Source organism: Virgibacillus pantothenticus (genome assembly GCF_018075365.1).
Classification (GTDB): Bacteria; Bacillota; Bacilli; order Bacillales; family Amphibacillaceae; genus Virgibacillus; species Virgibacillus pantothenticus.
In genome coordinates, this window is sequence record NZ_CP073011.1 from 1,093,298 (window position 1) to 1,118,132 (window position 24,835).

Sequence of the window (24,835 nt, forward strand, 5' to 3'; positions counted from 1 at the left end):
AACCGTATACCTTGATGAAATGTCCGCTACATACAAACTATTGCTTCGATTGAGAAAAGAAAATATGAAGCTTATACTAAGTTTATCATTGCGTAAATATCGTATGGACGAGATTTAACCAACAGGAGGATCATGTTTTCAGCCTAATAAAATTGTCGGTATAAGGGAGGGTTTTCATGCTGCAAGCTATAGATCGGTATGGGAACAAAGTAACTTTGTTTACGAAATCATTTCAAGAAATAGTAGACATTAAGAAAAGCGAGCAAGATTTTCTTTGTCCTGTTTGTAAAGGGGCCGTATATATACGTGCTGGTAAAAAGGTCATTCCTCATTTTGCCCATCGTTCAATAAAAGAATGTCGCTCTTTTGAAGGGGGGGAAGGCGTATATCATGAACAAGGAAAGATGTTGCTTTTTAAGTGGCTGAGGGAACAGAATTTAGCGGTTCAATTAGAACCGTATGTAAAAGAAATTAAGCAACGACCAGATCTTCTTCTTAACATTGGAAAAAAGCGAATAGCTATCGAATATCAATGTGCAACTATTTCTCCAGAAGTTTTAAAAGCCCGAACAGAAGGATACCGTTCCATCGGTATTACACCGCTTTGGGTTTTGGGAGCAAAGCATTTGCAACGAAGCAGTACGAATAAACTGCGGGTAAATACATTTATTCAATTTTTTATTCATCAATTTTCCTTAGATATATCTCCTCGCATTTTCTTCCTTTGCCCATCCACAAAACAAATCATTATTGTTCAAGATTTATATATGGTAACGAAACAATCGGCACTCGGAATCCTAACAGCTCACACTCTCCCTCAAGTCTCGTTTTTAGAATTGTTTCAGGATACACTATTTACTAGAGAAAAATTATATACATTATGGGATAAAGAAAAGTTAGTCTTCCGAACAAAGCCACGAAATAGACTTTCCAATCAGGAGCTTCGATGGCATAGGTGGCTTTATAGTAAAAATTTATATCTCCATACACTTCCTTCAATCATTTATTTGCCGCTTCGATCGCAAATTATCATGCAAAGCCCACTTTGGAAATGGCAAAGTCGATGGGTGATTGAACAATTAGTATGGTGTAAAATTGGAGGAGCTATCAATATCGAATCACAGGCGCCAATCATACATCAAAATAGCAGATCAAATGAAGACTTTCCTTTAATTTCCGATACGTACAACCCATTACAAGAATATATGTCAATTCTTCACCAGCTTTGTATATTTAGGCAACAATCCATAACAACGTTTGTAAAACAATCGGCAATCTATTTTCCGACAACAATCGATGAGGCCGTTGCTGCAGATAAACGACTTCTCCGTAAATTGAAAAAGCAAAATAAAGGCATGTTTCGTAGATAATAAGCTATACTAAATAACAAATGATTTTAAAAATGAACAGGAAAAAGTAATAGGAAAGCGAATTTCTTTATAGAGGGTGCTGAAAGAGGTATCCTAGTAAAGAACAATAAGGAGGTATTTAAGTGGCAAAAGCAAGTAAAGAGTTACCTAAAAGAGAGGAAATCCCAGTTGAATTAACATGGAGATTAGAGGATATTTTTGAAACAGATGAAGCATGGGAAAAAGAATTGGCAGATTTGCAAAAAGCTATCCCTGAAATTGAGACTTTTCAAGGCAAACTAGGTGCTTCTGCGAAAAACTTATATGATGTGTTAAAGCTTCAAGATCAATTATCAGAGCGGTTGGGCAAGCTGTTTACATATTCGCATATGCGCTATGATCAGGATACAGCAAACTCTTTTTATCAGCGGCTAAATGCACAAGCTGAAAACGTACTTACAGTTGCGTCCAGTAAAATGAGTTATATCGTTCCAGAGATTTTGGAGATTGACGAATCAACATTAAAACAGTTTTTACAAGAAGAAAAAGGGTTGCAAAATTATAAAAAGACATTGGATGAAATTACCCGCCAAAGACCACATATTTTAAATAAGCGGGAAGAAGCGATCCTGGCGGAAGCTTCAGAGCCTTTAGGAGCTACCTCACAGACATTCGGTATGTTGAATAATGCCGATCTAACTTTTCCGTCCATTAAAGATGAAAATGGAGAAGAAGTGGATGTTACACATGGTAGATATATCCGATTTATGGAATCACAAGATCGTTCAGTACGTAAGGCAGCTTTTCAAGCGATGTATGAAACTTACGGTAAGTTTAAAAACACCTTTGCGTCTACATTAAGTGGAAATATTAAAAAGGACAATTTCATTGCCAAAGTCCGAAATTATGATTCTGCTAGACAAGCTGCTCTTGATGATAATAATATTCCGGAAAAAGTTTACGACAATTTAGTTGAAGCTGTCAATGAGCGCTTACCTTTGCTTCATCGATATATTAAATTGCGTAAAAAGGTATTAGGGTTAGATGAATTGCATATGTACGATATTTACACTCCACTTGTTCAAGATGCTAATATGCAGATAACCTATGAAAAAGCACAACAGTATGTACTAGAAGGACTTGCGCCTTTAGGTGAGGACTATTTGGAGATCGTGAAACAAGCATATGACAATCGGTGGATTGATGTGGAAGAAAACAGAGGCAAGCGCAGTGGGGCATATTCCTCTGGAGCATATGGAACTAATCCGTATATCCTGTTAAATTGGCAGGACAATGTAAATGATATGTTTACATTAGCACACGAATTAGGGCACTCTGTACACAGTTACTATACGAGAAATAACCAACCGTATCGCTATGGAAACTATTCCATATTTGTTGCTGAAGTTGCTTCTACATGTAATGAAGCATTGTTAAATGACTATTTATTGAATAATCTCAATGACGAAAAGCAAAAGCTATATTTGTTAAACCATTTTCTAGAAGGATTTAGAGGTACAGTATTCCGCCAAACTATGTTTGCTGAGTTTGAACATTTGATCCATGTAAAGCAGCAGCAAGGAGAAGCTTTGACTGCGGAAAAACTTACAGAAATTTATTATGACTTAAATAAAAAATACTACGGTGATGACGTCGTGTCTGATGAAGAAATTGGCCTCGAGTGGGCACGAATTCCTCACTTCTATTACAATTATTATGTGTATCAGTATGCAACTGGCTATTCGGCTGCAACTGCTTTAGCACAGCAAATTTTAACAGAAAATGAAGGTGCAGTTGAGCGCTACATTGATTTTCTAAAAGCTGGCAGCAGTGATTATCCAATTGAAGTATTGAAAAAAGCAGGCGTTGATATGAATAGCAAGCAAACCGTTTTAGATGCATTAGATGTGTTTGCTGAAAAGTTAGAGCAACTGGAAGAACTGCTTAACTAAATGGAAAGCAAGGTGCAATTTGGCGCCTTGCTTTTGTTCATGGAAGAGTAGGCAATGTAGAACAATGATCTGTGCTATTTTTTACAAACCGTTTTAGTATTTGATGTGCTGCAAAATGGGGGGAGGACAAAAATAAGAATATACAAAATCCTGAGTGCTTAACTGATCTCGGGATTTTAATTTTTGTTTTAATTGGATAATAATGGATAATTGCCGAAGTTCATAGTGAATTCGCCGGAGTTCACAATTACGACTGCAAGCTTAATATTTTTAACGCATACCTCGATATGTACGTCTATGAACAAAGGAATAGATAGTTAAATAGATAGCAATAAATAATAGGGGCAATGTAATATAAAGCGGAATAACTTGCATCAGACCTAAAATGTTTAAAATAAAAGCAACTCCAGTTAAAATTAAAAAAAGAATCGGTTGTATGAACTGTTTCATTTGATCACCTCCATATATAAATTATTAACAATCTGCTTTCAATATTCGTCTACGCTTAAGAAATTTACTTATAATATGATTTTTACTAGCGTATGTTAAGGGATGGAAATTTATTCCACACGTAACTGATAGTAAAACCTGTCATTTCATCCTAGGAGATAGTAGAGGATCTAACGGGAAAGTCAAACGTCCTATTCTGTTCAAAGTCTCTAGATCATACTCTTATGGTATTACCAACAATGGAGTATAGACACTGATGGTTCACTTTATCCCGAATATAAGCTGTCGTTAGCCCCACTGATAAAAGTTTTACTTTATTTGTGGTCTTTTTTAGTTCTAAAATGCCTGTTTTAGCTATCCAAAATAGTAAATTTGACAAGTAAGCGTTTTATTCGTGACATTTTTGTGAAACGATGCACAAAAAGCTTGCGTCTAATAAAATTACTTGGTATATTAAGAATGTAAGTTAGATACAAACAAAACCCCTTTGTTTGATCATGAAACTTTCTCCCATCCCCCTTTGTTATTACAAAGAGAAAAGAAGGATATGCGCTGCCCCGCATATCCTTCTTTCTTTGTGTTGTATAGGAACCTATAAAATAAGGTGCTTGTGGATAACGAAATAACCGACTAGTCACGTCCGGCTCCATCGCCCAACTAGGCGACTTTAGAAATGCGCCCTACGATAAGGCCTCATCGGTTCGTCGCTAAGGGGAAGGCCGACTAAAAACGGGCTTGCCGCTCAGGCGTCGGCATACCCCTGTTTTTAGTGATATGATTCCTTTATCTTTAGTTGATTCGTTCCATTCGCTACGTTGCTAAACGGGCGACCCGCGCCTTTGTTCTGTAAAAAAATAAAAAAAGCCCTAAAAAAAGGCTTTTGGATGATATGGATTTACAGAAAGTGAGTAAGCTAGCCGTATAAAATCATATTTCCATGAATCATTATTGCAAAATCTACATATTATTTTGGATGATTTCAAGTTTGTTTGTTTTTACCTCGATGTAACTGGCAGTAAGACTTGCCCTTCTATCATGGGAGAGAGGGAACGATCCAACTGCAAGTTAAATGCTCAATTCTGTTCAGAGACCACTAGTTCATACTCTAACAGTACTAATAATCACTAGTGGGTATGGAAGAAAACCCATGGATGAAAGAAAGATTTACCTTATTCACTCACTGTTATACGTATTGAGAATAGGGATTGTTCGTTATGATTGATACACCCAGAAGCTGCCATGTTTGATAGGGATACGTTTTACCTTTTGCTTTAATTGCAGTTTTTTCAATTCCCGCTCAGCTTTCGTTGATGTCCAGTCATAAACAACTGCTATTTCTTTGGTGCTTACGGTTTTGTGGTAAGAAAGAAAATCTTCCAACATTGGTTTCTCCGAAGGAATGGGCTGCTTTTTCAATATTTCTCTTAGTACGCGCACGTAAATATCATATGGATAAAGGCCTGAAATTTTAATTCCTTGCTCTTCTGTTAGTTGGTTAAAAAAAACAATCGTTGGAATGTAATCAACTTCCATTTCATTCGTGAGTTTAACATCAGATTGAAATGCTTTTTTTGCTGATGTGGAATATAGATCAGACGCGAATTCGTTAACGTCTAAATGAGCTTCTTCAGCACAAGCTAAAAGTGTGGCTTCTTTAGAAATATTTTGTTTATATAAGAACGCACTTTCACGGATTTTACGAAGAAACATCTTTCCTGCTTTTTTCCCTTGTAGTTCAGCTGCTTTGATGGCTAAAGAAGCAATCCATGGGCTGGTTACAGGGTTTTCCACCCACAAATCCCCATCACAACACATTCCTGTTCGTTTTGCTGTTTTTTCCCAAAAATCTCTAATGTTTCTGGGACGATCGAAATTATCTTGATTTAACGTGATTAAATGACCGCTTATGATCGGACGAATCGTAAAGAAACGACCATATTCTGTAGAAAGTTTCTTTAAAAACGGCTCAAGTGCCCAGCACTCCGGACAGAGTGGGTCAATAAAAACATAAATTTCAATGGGCTTCTGAACAAAATCAAAAAAGCTATATTTTTCCGATGTGTTTTGATACAAGGGATCTACTCCGGAATATTCCCAACTCACACCGATTCTCCTTTCTCCTATTCTGGCGTGTTCATCATGTGGTTTGCAGTTAAGGTTAGTTTTTCAAATATAGCTGAACGATAAGGTTCTTCGATTTCTGCTTCGATGAGTGCATGTGCCATACAATTAAGCCAAGCATCTTTATGTGCTGGAGTAATTTTAAAAGGTAAATGCCTCCTGCGCAACATTGGATGCCCTCGTTCTTCTGCATATAAGGGCGGTCCACCAAAAAATTGAGTGAGGAACAATTTTTGTTTATGGATTGTTTCTGTTAAATCTTCTGGAAATATAGGAATTAAATCAGGATGTTTGCCAACTCTTACATAGAACGCTTCAACCAGTCGCTCAACGGCAGGTATCCCACCAATTGCTTCAAAAATAGAGTTTGTTTGGTTCTTCATGTGCAGTCCCCTTACCAGTTTCTATATATTGTAGCAACGGAAGGCTTGCTGGGCAAATAATCTGATTATCCAAGCTCTAAATAAAGAGAGGTATTTGAGAACCTCTATTTTTAAAAAAGGCTACAAACTGGTAAAGAACCGTTCAATTTTATTAGGTGTGTTGCGTATAGGAATTCCAAACTTGTGTAGTAATTTATGGAAATAATCAATGCCCGATTCTTGTGATGTAGCCTCTAGTTCGAGCTCATAGTCTGCTTTTCCATTATACATACTATAATCTAAAACGAGAAGAATATCTTCTATCTGCAATTCCCTGCGTTCGGTAGTTAGACTGCCAAGGCATTGTAAAGAATGGATATCTATACCTAGCTGTTTTAGCTGTTTAGCAGTTGCTTTCTTTTCAACCATTTCCCCATGGATACAAGCTTCTGCCTCTGTTTCTGTTAACATATCATGTGTCTCAAGCAGACCATGCTTATGCGGCTGTTTTAAAGTTAGTTGATAACGTCCATTTTTTTGCCTAATTCGTAATGCGCTCCCTAAATCTTGCAAAGTGCGCTCCTTTGTTTCAAAATAATAATTGGTTTGAGTTATCGCTTCGATTGGAAATGGGATATCAGTTAATAATTTATTGTACTCACTGGGAGTTAATAAATTTTTAAATTCAATTTCTATTTCTTGGGTCATACTCGACCTCCTCTAGGATTTACTACAGTTGTGCTATCATTGATTATCGCTAATCTGTTGTAAATTTGCAAAGATTAGTTATCGCTACAATTTATGGTACAATAATAGGGGCTTATAACTATTTTTTTGCTTATAATTTGATTCAACCTATAGGCGGTGTTTAATGTGAACTGGCAGTCCATACTAGCGCCATATGCGCAAGTTGTTGAAGAATTAAAAATCAAATTAAAAGGAATTCGTAAACAGTTCGAATACGAATCTGAACATTCACCGATAGAATTTATAACTGGTCGTGTAAAACCAGTACCTAGTATTATCGAAAAAGCTGAGAATCGGAAAATCTTATTGGAAGATATAGAAACTGAAATCCAAGATATTGCAGGTGTAAGAGTTATGTGTCAATTTGTAGATGACATTTATACCGTTGTAGAAATGATTCGCGCTAGAAATGATTTAACTATTATTGAAGAAAAAGATTATGTGTCTGAGAAAAAAGAAAGTGGTTATCGATCCTACCATCTCATTATTGAGTATCCGGTAGAGACAATAACGGGCATGAAAAAATTGTTAGCAGAAATTCAAATTCGAACACTGGCCATGAATTTTTGGGCGACCAATGAGCATTCGTTAAATTATAAGTATAGGGGTAGTATACCAGCTAATATTAAAGTGCGGTTGCAAAATGCAGCAGAAGCTGCTTTTCAATTGGATGAAGAAATGTCAAAGATTAAACATGAAGTTCAAGAAGCTCAAAAAATGTTTCATCGAAAGTAGAGACCTCCCTAAGCTTTATAACAAAGGAATGACTTTTTTATTCATGAGTGGGCATTCGAATCTTGTTTCATGTTTCAATACGAATGCGTTATGTTACTTTGATCATTTATAAGATAGGAATGCTTGTCCTTACTGAACAAGCGTGCAATATATCCCATATATAAGGTGCTGTAAGATTCCCACTTGAGGAGTTGGATCATATCTGTACTGCAACAAGTCTAAGTGGGAGATAAACAGCACCTAAATGCCCTGTTTCGTAAGAGGCCTTTAGGTCATCCCTTGGGCTACTAACAATCAGTGGGGGGAATGAAAAGCCCCACTGATGGAAGGTTCACTTTATTACTTAAAAAATGAGAGGAGGAGGCAATGATGAAGTTCGCTATTGTATCAAAAGGAGACGAGCGCTCCGAACAAATAAAAGCGACAATAAAGCAGTATTTAACAGATTTTCAATTGGAGTATGATCAAAATGAGCCTGACTTAGTCATATCTGTTGGTGGAGATGGAACTTTTTTAGAAGCTTTTCATACCTATGTACAGCGTTTAAAGGAAACAGCATTTATCGGCATACATACTGGACACCTCGGTTTTTATGCTGACTGGGTTCCAGATGAAGTAGAGAAATTAATTATTGAAATTGCCAAAACCCCATTTCAAATTGTTGAATATCCGTTACTAGAAGTAATCATTCGGGGAAAATCAGGTGGTATAGAGGACCGCTTTTTAGCTTTAAACGAGGCTACAATAAAGACGTCCGATGGCTCTGTCGTTTTTGATGTTGAAATTAAAGGAGAGCATTTTGAAACATTTCGTGGTGATGGGTTATGTATTTCTACACCTTCAGGTAGTACCGCATATAATAAAGCATTAGGTGGAGGAATCATTCACCCTTCTATTGACGCCATTCAATTGACAGAAATGGCATCCATCAATAATCGGGTGTTTCGAACAATAGGCTCACCGCTCATTTTACCAAAGCATCATACATGCTTATTGAAGCCTGTAGTAGATCGTAGCTTTTTAATTGCAATTGATCATTTTACAACGAACTATGCAAATGTGAAATCGATCCAATGTCGTGTAGCTGAAGAGCGTATACGATTTGCTCGTTTTCGTCAATTTCCGTTTTGGAAACGTGTGCGTGAATCGTTTGTGGCAGATGACAATAACTAATGGCGGGAAAGTGACGAAAATATGGAATGGAAAATTGAACAACAGCACGAAGGAATGCTGCTTCGCGATTACCTCCGTCAGGTTCAAGGATTTTCAAGGAGGATTTTAAAAACGATTAAATTTGATGGCGGATTGATTTTAGTGAATGGTATAGAACAATCTGTTCGTTATGCTTTAGCAACAGGAGATAAAGTGAAAATTGAATTGCCGATAGAAAAGCGGGGCAACCTGATGGTTCCAGAGAATATCCCCCTATCCATTGTTTATGAGGATAACGACATTATTGTGATTGATAAACCTCCAGGAATAGCTGTTATTCCATCTTATCACTATCCAGAAGGTACCATAGCCAATGGATTACTAGCGCATTATGAGAAACATCATAGTACCTATACGGTTCATATCGTTACAAGGCTGGACAAAGATACTTCTGGATTGATGCTAGTTGCCAAGCACAGGTACAGTCATTCTATTTTATCCGCTTTACAACAGGCTGGTGAGGTAAATCGAAAATATCAGGCTATCGTTGAAGGTTCGTTGAGTAAGCCATCAGGAACCATTGATGCGCCAATTGGGAGAAAAGCTGATTCCATCATAGAGCGAGAAATTCGGTCTGATGGGAAACGAGCAATTACACATTATCATGTGGAACGAGATTTGGAATTATATTCCTTCATTAATGTTCAGTTAGAGACAGGTAGAACACATCAAATTCGCGTTCATTTTTCTGGAATTGGACATCCTCTGTGTGGGGACACATTATACGGAGGCTCCCTCAACATTATTCAACGTCAAGCATTACACTGTTATTCCTTGTCATTACCACATCCAATGACAAAACAGATATTGCATTTTTCGGCAAAGTTACCAATGGATATGGTTACGGCACTTCAAAAGTTGTAAATTTCTCTTGAACGAATGGCTGTTTAGAAGGGACAGCCACTATTTTTTCTTCAGGCAGACAAAATGCCGTTAATTGATTCCCAAAGACACAGCCAGTATCAATATTCACTGTTTTGTTTAAAAAGCGCGGCTCTAAAACAGGTGTATGTCCATAAATAATCCAATTATCTCCCTTATAAAACTTTGCCCAATCACGGCGGACCGGTCGACCATCAGCATGGAATTCACCAGTTATATCTCCATATAACACAAAAGTTTTTACGCGCTTATCATTTCTTCCAATGTAGCTTTCTTTTATGCCGGCGTGGGCAATGATTGCGTTTATGTTTGGTAGATGTAAGTACAGGGGAGCTTGTTCATATAATGTGATAAATTGGTGACGTATGGTAGATTGCATTTCTGCTGAGCAGTTATTATATTCAGCGACAGTCGTTTCCAAGCCGTGACGTAATTGCACCTTATTTCCTAAAAAATACCGATATAATTTATTACAGTGATTTCCAGGAACATAACGTGCTCTTTTATGGATAACAACCATATGATATACGAGCGATATCACCTTTAACGAATGTGGCCCTCTATCGGTGATATCGCCCACAAACACTGGTATACGTTGGTTTGGGTGAATAAAAATCCCCTGTTCTTTTTTGTACCCTAGTTTGTAGAATAATTGTTCTAATTCCTCTAAACATCCGTGAACATCGCCAATTACATCTATTTTCATCAAAACACTCCTTGATTTGTTGTCTGTTTTTGGATATGATATGTCCGTGATAAACATTCTATAAACGGCATAAGTTGTTCTATATTATAAACAAACCCCTGTTATTCATCCAAGTAAAAGGGTTTATTCGATTCCAAAACAGGTAATGAGAATAGGGTAGAAGGAAGTGATCGTATGGAAACCAATCATCGTTATGATAAAGATTATGAAGAGCAGTATGAGCAGCATTGGGAGAAACTACAGCAAACTTTGGAACTGGACAATATAGAAGGGTTTCGCAACGAATTCCTTGATATGCATCCTTATGATCAAGCCATGTTTTTCATCGAACAGGAAAAATCTGTCCGTTTGCAAATCTATACCTACTTATCTCCAGAAGAGGTTGCCGATATTATGGAGAGTATGGATGAAGAGGAACAGGTTCGTGATTTAATTAGCGAAATGGATCCACGATTTGCTTCCATGGTTTTGGCAGAGATGTCGGCGGATAATGCGGTTGATATACTGAATGAGATGGATAAAGACCATATTGCCAGCTTTTTGACCATTATGGATCCATCTGCAGCAGATGAAATAAAGCAATTATTGCATTATGAAGAAAAAACTGCTGGTAGTATTATGACCACCGAATATATTGCGACTTATAAAACGAACACAGCAAAGCAAACGATGCAACAATTAAAGGAACAAGCTCCTGATGCAGAAACGATTTATTATTTGTATGTGTTAGATGAAGATAAACGCTTAGTCGGTGTGCTATCGTTAAGAGATTTAATTGTAGCCCAAGAAGATACACGAATAGAAGCTATCATGATGGAGAAAGTAGTTGCTGTATCTGTAGGAAAAGACCAGGAAGAAATCGCGCAAATGATGCGAGACTATGATTTCTTGGCGTTACCAGTTGTGGATTTTCAAGATCATTTATTAGGAATTATCACTGTAGACGATATTATGGATGTTATGGAAGAAGAAGCAAGCGATGACTATTCCAAGCTTGCTGGGGTAACTGATGTAGAAAGGCCTAACGATAGTGCGTTAATTTCCGTGAAAAAACGTTTACCGTGGTTAGTCATTTTGTTATTTCTAGGTATGTTTACTGCCAGTTTAATTGGTCGGTTTGAAGAAACGTTAAATCAAGTAGCTGTGTTAGCTATTTTTATACCTCTAATCGCTGGAATGGCAGGGAACTCAGGCACCCAAGCATTAGCAGTTGCAGTTCGTGGCTTAGCAAGCGGCGATTATGGTAAGCAAGGGAAGATGAAGCTCGTATTACGGGAAGCGAGCACAGGGTTAATAAACGGTATTATTTGCGGTATTGTTATTATGCTCGTCATTTATGTTTGGAAGCATGATTTTTATTTAGGATTGCTAGTCGGGATTTCCATTGCTGCAACTTTATTTGTAGCTACACTTGCCGGTGCATTGGTTCCTATTTTTATGGATCGTATTAAAATTGACCCTGCGGTAGCATCAGGTCCTTTTATAACGACAATTAATGATATAATTTCTATTCTAATTTATTTTAGTTTGGCAACTTTTTTCATGAGGTTTTTAACCTAGAGAAAGAGGCTGGGACATAAGCAAATACTATATAGCAAAAGCCGAACAATCCATTTATAATTGTTCGGCTTATTTGCTCTATAGAAAAGTATAAGATTTTTTTGGTTTATAGTTAAGAAAAACAAAGGCTTCCGCCATAAGACTTGGCGACAAGCCAAGTTTTTCTAAAGAGATAAGAAAGTATAAATTTAGGCGCTTGGAGATAACGAAATAACCGCAGCCACGTCCGGCTCCATTGCCCAGCAACGATGCGACTTTAGAAATGAGCCCTACGATAAGGCCTCATCGGTTCGTCGCTAGGGGAAGGCCGACTAAAAACGGGCTTGCCGCTCAGGCGCCGGCATACCCCTGTTTTTAGTGGCATGATTCCTTTATCTTTAGTTGATTCGTTCCATTCGCTACGTTGCTAAACGGGCGCTTGCGCCTTTGTGCCAGAATAAGAAAGTATAAAATTAGGTGCTTGGAGATAACGAAATAACTGAATAGCCACGTCCGGCTCCATCGCCCAGCAACTAGGCGACTTCACGAAATCGCCCTACGATAAGTCATCATCGGTTCGTCGCTAAGGGGAAGGCCGACTAAAAACGGGCTTGCCGCCCGACGTCGTCATACCCCTGGTTGCAGGGGCATGATTCCTTTATCTCAGTTGATTCGTTCCATTCGCTACGTTACTAAACGGGCGCTTGCGCCTTTGTGCTAAGCATGGCGACTATCTAGGAGGAGAAAGTCCATTGTGGGGGATTTGTCTTGCTATTATTTCAAAAGAATGTCGGCATAAAAGGAGGCGGGATCTTGTACGCTTATGCAAACGCCAATCTCGTCCAAAGTCTAATATAAAGGCTCTATAACATTTGTTGGGATAAAGAAATTAATGCATCCAATTTCAACATTGGTTTTTAAGGGCAATTCTCCTTTTTGGTGATTCAAAGTTCAAATTGTGCCTCTGTGGGAACGGCTAGAGTGGATTTATACTATTTGTTGTACTTTTAAATTTGTTGCATATATTGAGAACAACACATTTCCATGGGTAGTTTCATATAATGAAGTTAAGGAAAGGGGGAAGAAGGAATGGGGAAGAAGTATGCCAAAAAACCATTACTTTTCATCCATCAACCAAATGAAAGGGACCTGTATGCTCCTATGCAGCATATGTATGTGACGCCAAAGAAAGAACAACGTGTAAAATCAACTACTGACGGGGGGAAGAAGAAAGCGATGCGGCATCCATCGTTTAACAAAAATTTTACGAACCAAGAAGAGGACGTGGAGGAAGAAACAAAAGAAAGTGAGCAAGCTGGAGAAAAGCCAAAATTTAAAGACTTGTCCATTGAAGAAAAAGTGGATTATTTTATTAAATCTCCCAGCTATGCCCCAAAATTAAAGTGTGAAATTAAAACAGAGCAACGGACATATCGTGGTGTCATCACCGGAGCTGAAGGAAACGATGTATTTATTCGCGTAGGTAATCGTTCATCCAGTACAAAAGTAAGTTTAGATGATATTAAGCATATTAAGCTCCTGGGTTTTTAAATTGGATGTAGTGGGACTGGTTTAGTCCCACTTTTGCATGTGCTTTATTTTTTAAAGTTCATATTGTGTTGATGAACACCGAGACAATATTATCTCAGTGTTCATCTTGAAATTAGTTCAATGCATTAATTGCTGGTAGACAGGTTACATGGCAGAAGCAGTTTAAGTCTACTGTTATACAAATTCCTGTAGCGCGTAATGGTTTGGTATCTTGCTCTACTGGATCATCAGGGTTCGCTTTATCATCGCGAGGGTCTCTTAATAGTTCAAGAACCGCGCAACAATCATCTTTTACCTTTTTTACTCTAAAGAAGAAGCTTGCAACGATATCACCGATATCATTTGGATGAGCCCCGAAACCTTTAAATGGCTTACAATTTCCTTTACAGTACAAAATTACAGGAACGGTATCAAGTCCATTTCCTTGATCTCTTTCTCCTAGAAGATCATTAATTGATTGCTCGCAGCTGGAGTCGCAGCAATTTTCAATGACATCATTTTGTGCATCAGCTATCTCCTTTAAAATATCACATACGCAATTTCCTGTATCAAATTCTTTTCCACAACCCATGAATTATTTCTCCTTTCAACTTGTAATTGACTCATTTGTCTTTACTAGAATATGTATGAATACAAGGATTGTGTGGGCACTACCATTAATTCTAAGAAGAGAATCAAGATGAATGAAGTGGATTTCTTTGCCTATCGTTTTCTAATAAATTACGGGCGAATGACTATACTGATTTCAAAATGGAACATAGACTAATAACGACCATAATAAGGAGGAGTGACATACAAATGTCAGAAAGAAAAAAGCAGGTTATTCATGTGAAGGATCTTGTTATTAAAGCAGATAATGTCTTTATTGAACCACAGCGAGCCCCACGTCCACCGCATAGGAGAGATCCATTCTTTTCAAGCCGTCCTATAGATAAGGATGAAAACGAAGAATATGAGCAAGAGGAATCCTTTGAGAATGAAGATCTTAAAGAAGATGATGACGAACATAGAGAAGATGAGCGCAGATCGCCATTTTCCTGGTTTTAAATGAAGCTAGTGCTTCAAGAGCACTTGCTAAGTAATAGATACTCTTTGAACATTTCACCAAATATGCTAAAAGGGTATTTAACATTGGGGAAGAAAATATGAGTACATCTGAACCCAAATGGTTACAAAACATGGACATTATTGATAAGCACCTTCAGAAAAATGAAAAGTGGCTGCAATATCCAGATAAGAAAGCAGAACAGTGGGAAATGGAAATAGATGCCTGGAATGACGCTTTTTTAAAACAAATCGTCCAAATCGAAAACGTCCTGAAAAAAATCGGAAGCAAATTAGAAGAGTAAAAAAGAATAGACTTTCCTAAAAAAGGGTATATACTAATAGAAAGGCAGATTACAGTAAATAAAGGAGTGGTGGTAATGGGATATATATTGCCAATAAAGCAATACCAATATCAGCAATATCACCAAAGAATGAATACAAAGCAACAGGATACGATACCAGTTCATCGTCCATTTAAAAGCGTACTTGATAAACGTCATCAGCAATTATCAAGACAATATGAACGTTTCCATACAGCAGGATATGATCGGTACGTGTTAAGACAACAGGACGTACGGAACGCGTCTAAGTTTTATGGCATGTACAGGAAAGGAGAACGATTTAGCAAAGAAATATGAGGAAGCGTTTTTTGTATCTCCAGTGAATACGGTGGAAAGTAATGCTGATTACTTCCCATCGTATTTGTAATGATTTCTATTTACAAAAGGGAGAATAAATAAATCTTCTCCTTTTTTATATTCTGCGTAAAAAACGTCAGTTACGCTTTTATATTGCTGCGATTCTAATTGCTCCATTAACCACTCTTCGGTTAAATTTTTTTCTTTTAAATTATCATAAATAATTTCACCATCATTAATTAGCGTGGTGGCTAAATTTACTTTCTCTGTAGAAACTTGAAGCTCTTGTTTGTTTGGTGTTTGGTATGGAGGTTTCCGAATAACAGAGACGGTTCCATTTGTTTCCATGAACGCAAATTCTACCTCTTTTAAAGAAAATACATCTTTTGCACGCAATAAACTATGCAATTGGTTAATATCAAGATTATTCTTTTTCATCACATCTCTAATTAGTTTTCCACGATAAATGACAAAATCAGGTCCACCCTCCAATATGCTACGTGTACGTTTGAATTTTTGAGTAATAATTTCTGTCAAATAAATCAGTCCTCCCCAAAGTACGATCACAAAGCCAATCTCTACAACACTCGCTTCTTTGTCAAATAACGCATTTCCAACTAATTCTCCAAGGATTAATGCAGATATGAAATCAAATGGAGTTAATTGGGTGATTTGCGTTTTCCCTAATACTTTTGTAAGTAAAAACAAAGCTGCAAATCCAAATATGGTATCAATAAGCATTTGCAAATAATAATTCAAATGAATGACCTCCTTGGAGCACGATCAGTTTTAGGTTTACCAGATAGCAGAAAATCATTCATAAAAACAGGAGCTGGTATAATTTCACCAACTCCTGTTATATATCGAATCTAAGATGCTGCAAATACTGCATGAAAGAAATGGATCTCAAAAATATCACTCCATTAATCGGTCTTTTATTCAAAGAAAATCATAGTATGAAGTTTCAATGTAAAGCTTAAGTAGACTGATTATTTGGACGGGACAGTTAACAGTTTTATCATCGTAACATGCGGTATTCCTGCATCTAGAAACTCATCGGAAACCGTTTCATAGCCTAAATGATGGTAAAAACTTTCTGCATGCGTTTGCCCATTTAACTTAGACTTGTGATATCCATGCTCAAGCACAGCTTGTTCCATCGCCTGAATCAATTGTTTACCAATCGATTGACCACGGTATTCATTTAGTACACAAATTCTTTCTAGCTTGCCATAGTTATCTACAAAGCGCAGACGACTAGCTCCAATGGGAGTTTTACCATCGTAAGCAATAAAGTGGATCGCTTCATCATCATATTCATCCATTTCTTCCTCAGGAGAAACATTTTGTTCCTGAATAAAGACTATAGTACGGACATGATAGGCGTGTTCCAGTTCTTCCTTTGTAGTTACTCGTGTTATCATTATAGGTACTCTTTCCCGAATACAAAAGTTTCATAAACCGTCCAAGAACCATTTTCTAATTGATACATTAATTGGAAGCGGTCGATCGTGTCTTCAAAACGAATTTTTTTCATACTTAAGCTACTGTACACATCGGAGTATTCATCGTGTGGTAGCTTTTGAGCAATGGTAATATGTGGAACAAACGCATATTCCTGATTGTCAGGAAATTTACCAGTATGCATCTTTTCATATAAGTCAATAAGCTCTTGTCTTGGCTCTACTTTTAAATAAACGGTATTGGTAACCGGAGCAAATGTACTTACCTTGTTGATATTAATCGTAAACGGTTTTGTTTCATTGGCAATCCGCTTTAATTCTATAATTAAACTTTCAATAAGCTGATCGTCTGCTTCAAAAGCTCCTTTCAATGTAATATGCGGAGGAATTAAAGCATAGTGTGGATCGTACCTTTTTCGATAAGAGTTTGCTTCATCTTGGATTTCTTTCGTTGGAAAAATAACAATGCCGTATTTCATTTCATAAAACCTCCTCGTTAGAATCAATGATTATGCAATGTTCCAGATCCCAAAAAGCTAGTTAAACTTAACCTTTATTATAACAAAAATAACAATAAAATAAGAGAGTATTTTGCACTATCTGAAAAATATTACAGAAACATGGAAGTTAAGGCACGTTTCAAATCTTTTTGCCAGTATTTCCAAGTATGTTCGCCATTTTCTAATTCATAATAATCGTAGCTGGTAGCAGTACTTTTTAATAATTGGTGGAGTTTGCGATTTGGTGTAAGGAAATCCATCCTTTCACCATTTGTCATTTTTACATTTGTCTCTTCTAGTCCGATTGTATGATATATGTCAATTCGATCCATATCTCTAGCTGACTTTACCGCTTCTAAAACAGTATTGTCCACATAAGGAGATTGCATAATAACTTTGCCAAATGTGTTTGGATACCGAATTGCTGTCAAAAGAGCAAGGGTTCCAGCTAAGGAGTCTCCCAATAAAGTTCTCGATTGTCCCATATAATACGTTGGAAATAATTCTTCTAGGAGTGGGACGATTTCATGGCATAAAAATTTCATATACGCTTCGTTTTGTATGCCGCTTGGATGATATTTGTCACGGCGATCAAACTTATCTTTATAGTGAATACCAACAAAGATGGTATTGGAAATATCCTGGCTATCATGGAGTTTGTCACTTAAAGTAGCTATTCTGCCAAGCTGATAATAATCATTGCCATCTTGCATAATGCATAGATTATATTTATACAGTGGAGAAAAACCTTCTGGCTGATAAATCATTAAAGTCATATTTTCTTGTAAATACGTACTATTAATTTGTTTTTCAATCATGGAACCTTTTCTTCCCACAGGCTTTTGCACTCCTTTATTCATTTGCTGTGTTTTTCCCCCGTATATAAGGGTTCCCACTTCAGGAGTTGGATAATCTGTACTGCAACACAAGTCTAAGTGAGAGATAACTGCATCTAAATGTCCTATTTCGTAAGCGGTCTTTAGGTCATACCATTATGGTACTAACAATCCGTGGGGGATAAATGAAAACCCCCACTGATGGAAGATTCACTTGATAACATTATCAAGATGGAAAAAAATCCTATTGTCATTTCCTAAATCTTATTAGGGTTTAGGCAATTTTTCATGTCTAGTTACTATGAATGGAATTAATCTACCTTTTGCCCTTTATTTAACTGGTAATACTGTCCTTTTAAAGCGATCAATTGTTCATGACTGCCCTGTTCTATTATTTCCCCATGTTGTAGCATGATAATCCTATCCGCTTCTTGAATGGTATTGAGACGATGGGCAATAACAAAGCTTGTTCTTCCCCTCATCAGACGCTTTAAAGCATCCTGAATTTTTAACTCCGTTATGGTATCAATATTACTGGTCGCTTCATCTAGAATCAAGATTTTCGGTTTAGCTAATAAAGCGCGCGCGATGGTAAGCAATTGCCTTTGTCCCTGACTAATTCCGCTGCCATCTTGATCTAACATGGTGTCATACCCATTTGGAAGCTGATGTATAAATTCATGGGCGTTTGCATCCTTAGCTGCTTGGATAACTTCTTTATCAGTCGCTTCTAGACGACCGTACCTAATATTTTCACGAATCGTTGCTCGAAATAAAAAGGCGTCCTGTAAAACAAAGGCCATATGTTTCCTTAGACTCGACCGTTGAATTGATTTTAGTGGTATTCCATCTAGATAAATTTCGCCTTTATCATAATTATAAAACCTGGAGATTAAGTTAATGATTGTTGTTTTTCCTGCACCAGTATGACCAACAAAAGCAATGGTTTCTCCTGGTTTTGCTTCAAAGCTTATATCATGTAGAATATTACTATCCTCATAGCCGAAAGAAATTTGGTCGAAAACTATGTGTCCGTTTGTATCATGGAGCTTTTGCGCAGTTTTCTCATCTGTTTCTTCCTGTTCCTCATCCATTACGCGAAATACGCGCTCTGCACCAGCAACTGCTGATAATAGAATATTAAACTGATTGGATAGTTCGTTTAAGGGACGTGTAAATTGCCTCGCATATTCCGTAAAAATAACTATAATCCCAACGGTTACTATATCGTAAATGGCTAGAATACCGCCTGCTAGTGCAATTAGACCGAAACTAAGGAAATTGAGCATATTCATCACTTTAGGGATAAATCCAGAAATGGTTAATGCCCAAAATCCTGCATGATTCAATTGTTGATTACGTGTTTCAAATTCATTCATGACACGCTTCTCTTGGGAAAAAGCTTTTACGATATGCTGTCCAGATACAATCTCTTCAACATACCCATTCACTTCCCCTAGATTCTTTTGTTGCAGCTTATATAATGGTCCTGTTCGTCTTGTTATCCAGCGAATGGCAAAAAACATAATTGGCACGATAACCATCGTTATAGCTGTAAGTATTGGACTTAGGTAAAGCATGACACCAATCGTACCGGTTAACGTAAGGACGCTGGAAAATATTTGGATTACTGATTGGTTTAGCGTGTTATTTACGTTATCAATATCGTTTGTAATTCTACTCATTAATTCCCCATGTTGCCGTTTATCAAAATAAGCAATTGGCAAGCGGTGAAATTGATGAAATAAATCTTCTCTTAAAGCATAAACCGTATTTTGTGCAATGCTAATCATCCAGTAGTTTTGCAGGAAAATGGATAAGGAGTGTAACAGATAAATGATTGCGAGCCAGATTAATAATGTGACTAGTCCTGTAGTTTGCTTAGCGACAATAAAATCATCCACCGCCATGCCAATCATAAACGGACCCACAAGACCTAAGGCAGAGCTAGCAATCACCATTAATATAACAAGCGTTAATTTTCCTTTTTCTTTTGCTAAGTAAGACCAAATGCGTTGAATTGTCCCCACTGTATCTTGCGCACGCTTTTTCTTGTGAGCCGCTACCGATGAAACGGGAATTTTTTCGTATTGAAAAGGCTGTTTTAATTGTTTACTTAGCATAAGAAACCTCCTTACCAAACTGGGATTCCACAATCCGCTGATAGAGCTTGGATGATTCAAGCAATGATTGGTGTGTTCCCAGTGCTAAAATTTTTCCATTATCCAATAGGAGAATTCGGTCAGCACGCATAGCCGTACTTACCTTCTGTGTAATGATTAATGTCGTACAATGATATGTGTCAATAGCCTCTAGTAAATGCGCTTCTGTCGTTAAATCCAGTGCACTAGTACTATCATCCAGCATAAGGATTTTCGGCTTTCGAATCAGGGCTCTGGCGATAGAAATCCGCTGTTTTTGGCCTCCGGAAAGATTAACCCCTTTTTGACCGACTTTCGTTTCATACTGCTGTTCTAATTGTAAGATCGTTTCATGGATTTGTGCATCCTTTGCGGCTTGGATCATTTCTTCGGAAGTAGCTGAAGGTTTCCCCCAGGTGATATTCTCTTTAATAGTACCTGTAAAAAGCAAGGGAGACTGAGGCACGTAGCCAATGCTATTTCGGAGCTGATCTAAAGGATATGTTGTAATATCTTTGTTATCAATCGTAATGGTGCCACTGCTTGCATCATATAAACGAGGGATTAATTGAAACAAAGATGTTTTCCCCGCACCAGTTGCTCCCATTACAGCGAGTTTTTCTCCGCTCTTTATGTTAAAACTAACACCATGTAACACAGATTTATCATGCTCTGGATACGTAAAATGAATTTGCTGGAAAGAAATTGCACCTTGATTAATGACTGCAGAAGTGTCAGCTGTCTTTGTGCTTTGTAAATCTGTCTCTATCCGAAGAATGTCACTTACTCGCTTTGTTGAGGCCCGCATTCTTGAAAAAGCCATTATAATGAATGTGAACATCGAAATGGACATGGATACTCTGAGCGCATAATTGATGATGGCAACGACATCTCCTACGTTCGTAGAGCCGGCTGTAACTTGTGAATTACCAAACCAAATAATAAACAGTAGGCTAATATTCATCACAAAAAGTAAAACAGGCATGGAAGCTTCAACAAATCGAAATGTGGATTTCGTTTTATCTGCTAACGACTGGTTTGCTTCTTTAAATCGTTCTTCTTCGTAATTTCTACGTGAGAATGCTTTGATTAACCGCATGCCGCTTAGGTTTTCCTGCATCACTTGGTTTAATTTATCCACGCTTTTTTGCACCTGATGAAATAATTTACTGGCAACCTTTAATACCCAGAGAACAAAAACGACCAATAAGGGAACGGAAATAAGAAAGATAAGTGCCAATTTAGCGTTTACAACAAACGCCATTGTCACGCCGCCAATAACAATTAGCGGTGCTTTAGACATAATTCGCAGCATCATATAGATGGTGTTCTGCATTTGCCGTATGTCATTAGTAAATCGAGTCATTAAAGCCGAAGTAGGGTACTGATTCAAATGAGCAAATGAGAATGCCTGTATTTTCGCAAATAGCTTTTCACGAAGATCATAAGCAAATCTCCAGCTCACATGAGAAGCATAAAACGAGTTAACAATTCCAGCTATGAAAGCAATGAGAGCAAGTCCAATCATAATACTACCCCACACTAAGATTGTCGATAAATCTTGATTCACCACACCCTCATTAATCATTTTTCCAAGCAGAAATGGAAGCAAAAGTTCAACTGCGAGCTCAACTAGCATGAGCATAAAGGCTACACTTGCAGGCAGCTTATAAGGTTTTAAAAATGCTAAAACGGTCTTCATGGTGACCTCCTCCCATGATGCTACACAATTTCTACCTATTATAAATGGATTTGATGTATTTATCCAATATCCTATTTGGTGAATGAATGGTTGTTTAATGTAAAAAAAATATCATCAATTATAGATGTAGTCCACTACTTTCATATCATCAAACACTTTGTCCTACATATAAGGTGCCGTAAGATTGCCATTTCAACAGTTAAGAGGAGTACTAAGAAGTATAAGTGCAAGTTAGCGGGTAGCATCTAAATGCTCGATTCGTTTCGGGTAGGTAGCTGCTGTTTTCAAGCGGTTTGCACGTTTGCACGTAGAAAAAGTATTCTTCTTTTTCAAGGTCAAGAAAAACTTTGGAAGCGGACATCGCACGGAGAAAAGCTTATCGTCTTTTTTCAAGAGCGCTTGAGATTTCTAGCTTTTAAACCTCTCGTTTCATGGAGAAAGACTTCTCCTGAAAAAATTCACTCTTTATTTGTATAATATTTTGCTGTGAGGGAAAAATTTTTCTAAAGATATTGGAACTATGACAATTCCTTTAGCTTATGTAGCCATTAAAAATTAAATAAATAAAGAATTTGGAGAGAAAATATGACTATACTTCAAGAGATACAACAAACGTTTACAGATATGAACATCGTTAGTGCAATTTCTTCCACATTGTTCATCATTTTATTAGGTTTTTTCTGTCGCAAAAGAAATATATTTAATGATCAAGTTGGAAAAATGTTATCTAGAGTAGTTCTTACAGTTGCTTTACCTGCGCTAGCATTCAATGCATTTATGAAAGACATTGATGCAGAATCGCTAGCAGAAAGAATAGAGGTCCTAATATGGGGCGTAGCTATTTACATTATTTTAATTATTGTATCTAAGCCGATGTATTTAAAGTATAAAGAAGATCGGCAAGATACGTTACGTGTGCTAACGATATTTGGATCCACTACGTTTTTTGGAATTCCAATTGTCGGTGCTATTTATGGAGCAGAAGGTATATTGTATGCTTCTATTTTTAATATCGGATACCGTATATTCCTATACTCGTATGGATATATCAAAATGAGTGGGCTTAAAATGGAAGCTGGAAATTTGAAGGAAATGTTTTTAAACCCAATTGTAATTGCTACGTTTTTAGGGTTATTTATTTGGGCTTTTCAAGGCTATTTACCACAGGTTAGTGTGGTAGCAGAAGATGGAACGACGTCAGAGGTTGCGTTTTTACGGATTGATCAAACGGCACCATGGTTATTCCAGCCAATGACTTATTTAGCGCAACTTGCTTCCCCGCTAGCTTGGCTTGCCATAGGCGCAACTTTAGGCTCCGTTAAGCTTAAAACGGCGATAACAGATCGCACATCCTTATTTTACAGTTTTAATAAAGTTGTTATTGTTCCTATATTGAATATCGTTATTCTCGCTATATTGGCATTAACAAATATTTTAGTTATCGGTGATGTTTCCTTAGGAACGATTGTAATTATGATGGCTACACCAACAGCGACAGTAGCAGCGGCTTATGCAATCAGCTTCGATAGAGATGCTTTATTAGCTTCTAATGCATCCTTACTTTCAACTATAGCAGCAGTCATTTTCATTCCTATATGGATCGTTGTCATCAATTTAATAGCTGCTACAGCAATATTCGGATGAACAGACAGAAAGGAGAGATAAAAAGTGACTTTAAAAATAGCGTGCTACGGTGTTCGAGAAAATGAAATTCCATTTTTTCATAAGCTTAATATATATAACTTTCAACTACATTTACTAAAGCCGTTGCTGTCTCATGAAAATATAGAAACCGCTGACGGAGTGGATGCGATTTTATTAAGAGCCAATTGTGTTGCTGATAGGCAGAATATGAGTAAATTGTCTGAATATGGAGTTAAATACGTATTTACTCGTACAGTTGGCTACAATCATATTGACTTACAAGCGGCAAAAGATTACAACATGTACGTAGCAAGGGTTCCATCTTACTCGCCGAATGCTATCGCGGAATTAGCGTTAACTTTAGCTATGTCTTTATTACGACATACAGCCTATACAACATCGAAAACGGCGCAAAAGGATTTTACAGTCGATCCAGTAATGTTCAGTAAAGAAATAAGAAACTGTAAGGTAGGGATTATTGGTACAGGGAAAATCGGGCTAACGGAAGCAAAATTGTTCAAAGGCTTGGGTGCAACGGTGCTTGGATATGATATATATCAAAGTGAAGAGGCAAAACAAGTCGTTACCTTTAAGGAATTAGACGATTTGTTAAGCGAGAGTGATGTTGTCAGCTTGCATGTTCCTTATTTTCCAGGAGAAAATGAAAAAATGGTAAACGAATCATTTATCTCTAAGATGAAGGATGGATCTATACTGATTAATACTGCTAGGGGAGAACTGCAAGACAATGAAGCAATTTTGAAAGCATTGCAAACGAATAAATTAGCGGGATTTGCAACGGATGTTTTTGCAAATGAAAAAGAGATATTTTTCCAAAAGTTTTCTAACGATGAAAAGCTTGATCCAATTGTAAAGGCGTTAATTGAATTATATCCAAGAGTGCTTATTACGCCTCACATAGGATCCAATACCGATGAGGCATTAAAAAATATGCTTGAGACCAGCTTTAAAAATTTTTACGATACATTAACAAAAGGAAGTACACCAAATGCTGTATCATTACCAAACAAATAATATATAGAAAACGGGATGAACGGAACGACTGTATTCATCTCGTTATTTTACCTTTGCTTTAACCACTTCTTAAATCATGTTAATTTTCTCCCGTATATAAGTTGCTGTAAGACTCCCACTACAGGAGTTGGATAATCTGTCCAGCAACAAGACTAAGTAGGGGATAACAGCACCTAAATGCCCGATTTCGTAAGAGACCTTTAGGTCATACCATTACGGTACT

At 37.2% G+C, this 24,835-nt stretch carries 24 protein-coding genes; 12 read left to right on the plus strand and 12 right to left on the minus strand.

All coding sequences use genetic code 11. The features are described from left to right. Positions 1 to 176: 176 nt before the first annotated feature. Positions 177 to 1,370 (plus strand): competence protein CoiA, encoded by a 1,194-nt coding sequence (locus KBP50_RS05175; protein ID WP_050350312.1) that lies wholly within the window; start codon positions 177 to 179, stop codon positions 1,368 to 1,370. A gap of 122 nt (positions 1,371 to 1,492) precedes the next feature. Further along, a complete protein-coding gene (gene pepF, locus KBP50_RS05180) occupies positions 1,493 to 3,301 on the plus strand; it encodes an oligoendopeptidase F (RefSeq protein WP_050350313.1) in 1,809 nt (602 codons plus the stop codon). 270 nt (positions 3,302 to 3,571) lie between these two features. On the opposite strand, the gene KBP50_RS05185 is transcribed toward pepF, so the two are convergent. The 4 genes from KBP50_RS05185 to KBP50_RS05200 all read right to left on the minus strand — a co-directional run bounded on the left by KBP50_RS05185 (position 3,572) and on the right by KBP50_RS05200 (position 6,942). Continuing rightward, entirely contained in the window at positions 3,572 to 3,751 is a 180-nt protein-coding gene (locus KBP50_RS05185; RefSeq protein ID WP_050350314.1) for a hypothetical protein, read from the minus strand. A 1,212-nt stretch (positions 3,752 to 4,963) separates the two neighbouring features. Then, positions 4,964 to 5,854, minus strand: a complete 891-nt coding sequence (locus tag KBP50_RS05190; RefSeq protein ID WP_050350315.1) for a ClpXP adapter SpxH family protein — start codon at positions 5,852 to 5,854, stop codon at positions 4,964 to 4,966. 17 nt (positions 5,855 to 5,871) lie between these two features. After that, on the minus strand, positions 5,872 to 6,255 hold the full coding sequence (locus tag KBP50_RS05195) for a globin domain-containing protein (RefSeq protein WP_050350316.1): 384 nt from the start codon (positions 6,253 to 6,255) through the stop codon (positions 5,872 to 5,874). Positions 6,256 to 6,375: 120 nt separating this feature from the next. Continuing rightward, complete coding sequence (locus KBP50_RS05200; RefSeq protein ID WP_050350317.1) at positions 6,376 to 6,942, minus strand: CYTH domain-containing protein; 567 nt, start codon at positions 6,940 to 6,942, stop codon at positions 6,376 to 6,378. A 165-nt stretch (positions 6,943 to 7,107) separates the two neighbouring features. Between KBP50_RS05200 and yjbM the strand changes: the two genes are divergently transcribed. The 3 genes from yjbM to KBP50_RS05215 all read left to right on the plus strand — a co-directional run bounded on the left by yjbM (position 7,108) and on the right by KBP50_RS05215 (position 9,792). Next, positions 7,108 to 7,716, plus strand: coding sequence for a GTP diphosphokinase (gene yjbM, locus KBP50_RS05205; protein WP_050350318.1), 609 nt, complete (start codon positions 7,108 to 7,110; stop codon positions 7,714 to 7,716). Between the two features lie 369 nt (positions 7,717 to 8,085). Then, positions 8,086 to 8,889 carry an NAD kinase gene (locus tag KBP50_RS05210; protein ID WP_050350319.1) on the plus strand — a complete coding sequence of 268 codons (804 nt, stop codon included), beginning with the start codon at positions 8,086 to 8,088 and terminating at the stop codon, positions 8,887 to 8,889. Between the two features lie 21 nt (positions 8,890 to 8,910). Continuing rightward, on the plus strand, positions 8,911 to 9,792 hold the full coding sequence (locus KBP50_RS05215) for an RluA family pseudouridine synthase (protein WP_050350320.1): 882 nt from the start codon (positions 8,911 to 8,913) through the stop codon (positions 9,790 to 9,792). Here the strand turns inward: KBP50_RS05215 and prpE are convergent. Continuing rightward, complete coding sequence (prpE, locus tag KBP50_RS05220; RefSeq protein WP_050350321.1) at positions 9,770 to 10,516, minus strand: bis(5'-nucleosyl)-tetraphosphatase PrpE; 747 nt, start codon at positions 10,514 to 10,516, stop codon at positions 9,770 to 9,772. The genes KBP50_RS05215 and prpE overlap by 23 nt on opposite strands. Before the next feature lie 174 nt (positions 10,517 to 10,690). Between prpE and mgtE the strand changes: the two genes are divergently transcribed. Both mgtE and KBP50_RS05230 read left to right on the plus strand, forming a co-directional pair. Further along, entirely contained in the window at positions 10,691 to 12,076 is a 1,386-nt protein-coding gene (gene mgtE, locus KBP50_RS05225; RefSeq protein WP_050350322.1) for a magnesium transporter, read from the plus strand. Between the two features lie 1,068 nt (positions 12,077 to 13,144). Continuing rightward, entirely contained in the window at positions 13,145 to 13,606 is a 462-nt protein-coding gene (locus KBP50_RS05230; protein ID WP_050350323.1) for a CotO family spore coat protein, read from the plus strand. A gap of 112 nt (positions 13,607 to 13,718) precedes the next feature. On the opposite strand, the gene KBP50_RS05235 is transcribed toward KBP50_RS05230, so the two are convergent. Continuing rightward, complete coding sequence (locus tag KBP50_RS05235; protein WP_050350324.1) at positions 13,719 to 14,177, minus strand: CotY/CotZ family spore coat protein; 459 nt, start codon at positions 14,175 to 14,177, stop codon at positions 13,719 to 13,721. A 227-nt stretch (positions 14,178 to 14,404) separates the two neighbouring features. On the opposite strand from KBP50_RS05235, the gene KBP50_RS05240 reads away from it, so the two are divergent. From KBP50_RS05240 to KBP50_RS05250, 3 genes are all read left to right on the plus strand, one after another. Continuing rightward, positions 14,405 to 14,653 carry a hypothetical protein gene (locus KBP50_RS05240; protein ID WP_050350325.1) on the plus strand — a complete coding sequence of 83 codons (249 nt, stop codon included), beginning with the start codon at positions 14,405 to 14,407 and terminating at the stop codon, positions 14,651 to 14,653. Between the two features lie 98 nt (positions 14,654 to 14,751). Continuing rightward, positions 14,752 to 14,955 (plus strand): hypothetical protein, encoded by a 204-nt coding sequence (locus KBP50_RS05245; protein WP_050350326.1) that lies wholly within the window; start codon positions 14,752 to 14,754, stop codon positions 14,953 to 14,955. A gap of 75 nt (positions 14,956 to 15,030) precedes the next feature. Next, complete coding sequence (locus KBP50_RS05250; protein WP_050350327.1) at positions 15,031 to 15,291, plus strand: hypothetical protein; 261 nt, start codon at positions 15,031 to 15,033, stop codon at positions 15,289 to 15,291. Between the two features lie 48 nt (positions 15,292 to 15,339). On the opposite strand, the gene KBP50_RS05255 is transcribed toward KBP50_RS05250, so the two are convergent. The 6 genes from KBP50_RS05255 to KBP50_RS05280 form a co-directional block, all read right to left on the minus strand. Beyond that, a complete protein-coding gene (locus KBP50_RS05255; protein WP_076362018.1) occupies positions 15,340 to 16,050 on the minus strand; it encodes a DUF421 domain-containing protein in 711 nt (236 codons plus the stop codon). Positions 16,051 to 16,280: 230 nt separating this feature from the next. Continuing rightward, complete coding sequence (locus KBP50_RS05260) at positions 16,281 to 16,715, minus strand: GNAT family N-acetyltransferase (RefSeq protein ID WP_050350328.1); 435 nt, start codon at positions 16,713 to 16,715, stop codon at positions 16,281 to 16,283. Then, positions 16,715 to 17,233 (minus strand): YjcG family protein, encoded by a 519-nt coding sequence (locus KBP50_RS05265; protein WP_050350329.1) that lies wholly within the window; start codon positions 17,231 to 17,233, stop codon positions 16,715 to 16,717. The genes KBP50_RS05260 and KBP50_RS05265 overlap by 1 nt, the downstream gene beginning before the upstream one ends. A 131-nt stretch (positions 17,234 to 17,364) precedes the next feature. Continuing rightward, complete coding sequence (locus tag KBP50_RS05270) at positions 17,365 to 18,090, minus strand: alpha/beta hydrolase (RefSeq protein WP_050350450.1); 726 nt, start codon at positions 18,088 to 18,090, stop codon at positions 17,365 to 17,367. Between the two features lie 311 nt (positions 18,091 to 18,401). After that, positions 18,402 to 20,213, minus strand: coding sequence for an ABC transporter ATP-binding protein (locus tag KBP50_RS05275; RefSeq protein ID WP_050350330.1), 1,812 nt, complete (start codon positions 20,211 to 20,213; stop codon positions 18,402 to 18,404). Further along, positions 20,203 to 21,933 (minus strand): ABC transporter ATP-binding protein, encoded by a 1,731-nt coding sequence (locus KBP50_RS05280; protein ID WP_050350331.1) that lies wholly within the window; start codon positions 21,931 to 21,933, stop codon positions 20,203 to 20,205. The genes KBP50_RS05275 and KBP50_RS05280 overlap by 11 nt, the downstream gene beginning before the upstream one ends. Before the next feature lie 585 nt (positions 21,934 to 22,518). Between KBP50_RS05280 and KBP50_RS05285 the strand changes: the two genes are divergently transcribed. Continuing rightward, complete coding sequence (locus tag KBP50_RS05285) at positions 22,519 to 23,577, plus strand: AEC family transporter (RefSeq protein ID WP_050350333.1); 1,059 nt, start codon at positions 22,519 to 22,521, stop codon at positions 23,575 to 23,577. A 24-nt stretch (positions 23,578 to 23,601) separates the two neighbouring features. Continuing rightward, a complete protein-coding gene (locus KBP50_RS05290; RefSeq protein ID WP_050350334.1) occupies positions 23,602 to 24,612 on the plus strand; it encodes a 2-hydroxyacid dehydrogenase in 1,011 nt (336 codons plus the stop codon). The last annotated feature ends 223 nt before the right edge of the window (positions 24,613 to 24,835 follow it).

What these genes read in the sequence shown, in the direction of transcription:
- KBP50_RS05175 (WP_050350312.1), top strand. Translation starts at nt 177, where the DNA reads ATGCTGCAAGCTATAGATCGGTATGGGAACAAAGTAACTTTGTTTACG.
- KBP50_RS05185 (WP_050350314.1), bottom strand. Translation starts at nt 3,751, where the DNA reads ATGAAACAGTTCATACAACCGATTCTTTTTTTAATTTTAACTGGAGTT.
- KBP50_RS05195 (WP_050350316.1), bottom strand. Translation starts at nt 6,255, where the DNA reads ATGAAGAACCAAACAAACTCTATTTTTGAAGCAATTGGTGGGATACCT.
- KBP50_RS05200 (WP_050350317.1), bottom strand. Translation starts at nt 6,942, where the DNA reads ATGACCCAAGAAATAGAAATTGAATTTAAAAATTTATTAACTCCCAGT.
- KBP50_RS05210 (WP_050350319.1), top strand. Translation starts at nt 8,086, where the DNA reads ATGAAGTTCGCTATTGTATCAAAAGGAGACGAGCGCTCCGAACAAATA.
- KBP50_RS05215 (WP_050350320.1), top strand. Translation starts at nt 8,911, where the DNA reads ATGGAATGGAAAATTGAACAACAGCACGAAGGAATGCTGCTTCGCGAT.
- prpE (WP_050350321.1), bottom strand. Translation starts at nt 10,516, where the DNA reads ATGAAAATAGATGTAATTGGCGATGTTCACGGATGTTTAGAGGAATTA.
- mgtE (WP_050350322.1), top strand. Translation starts at nt 10,691, where the DNA reads ATGGAAACCAATCATCGTTATGATAAAGATTATGAAGAGCAGTATGAG.
- KBP50_RS05230 (WP_050350323.1), top strand. Translation starts at nt 13,145, where the DNA reads ATGGGGAAGAAGTATGCCAAAAAACCATTACTTTTCATCCATCAACCA.
- KBP50_RS05235 (WP_050350324.1), bottom strand. Translation starts at nt 14,177, where the DNA reads ATGGGTTGTGGAAAAGAATTTGATACAGGAAATTGCGTATGTGATATT.
- KBP50_RS05240 (WP_050350325.1), top strand. Translation starts at nt 14,405, where the DNA reads ATGTCAGAAAGAAAAAAGCAGGTTATTCATGTGAAGGATCTTGTTATT.
- KBP50_RS05245 (WP_050350326.1), top strand. Translation starts at nt 14,752, where the DNA reads ATGAGTACATCTGAACCCAAATGGTTACAAAACATGGACATTATTGAT.
- KBP50_RS05250 (WP_050350327.1), top strand. Translation starts at nt 15,031, where the DNA reads ATGGGATATATATTGCCAATAAAGCAATACCAATATCAGCAATATCAC.
- KBP50_RS05260 (WP_050350328.1), bottom strand. Translation starts at nt 16,715, where the DNA reads ATGATAACACGAGTAACTACAAAGGAAGAACTGGAACACGCCTATCAT.
- KBP50_RS05265 (WP_050350329.1), bottom strand. Translation starts at nt 17,233, where the DNA reads ATGAAATACGGCATTGTTATTTTTCCAACGAAAGAAATCCAAGATGAA.
- KBP50_RS05275 (WP_050350330.1), bottom strand. Translation starts at nt 20,213, where the DNA reads ATGCTAAGTAAACAATTAAAACAGCCTTTTCAATACGAAAAAATTCCC.
- KBP50_RS05280 (WP_050350331.1), bottom strand. Translation starts at nt 21,933, where the DNA reads ATGAAGACCGTTTTAGCATTTTTAAAACCTTATAAGCTGCCTGCAAGT.
- KBP50_RS05285 (WP_050350333.1), top strand. Translation starts at nt 22,519, where the DNA reads ATGACTATACTTCAAGAGATACAACAAACGTTTACAGATATGAACATC.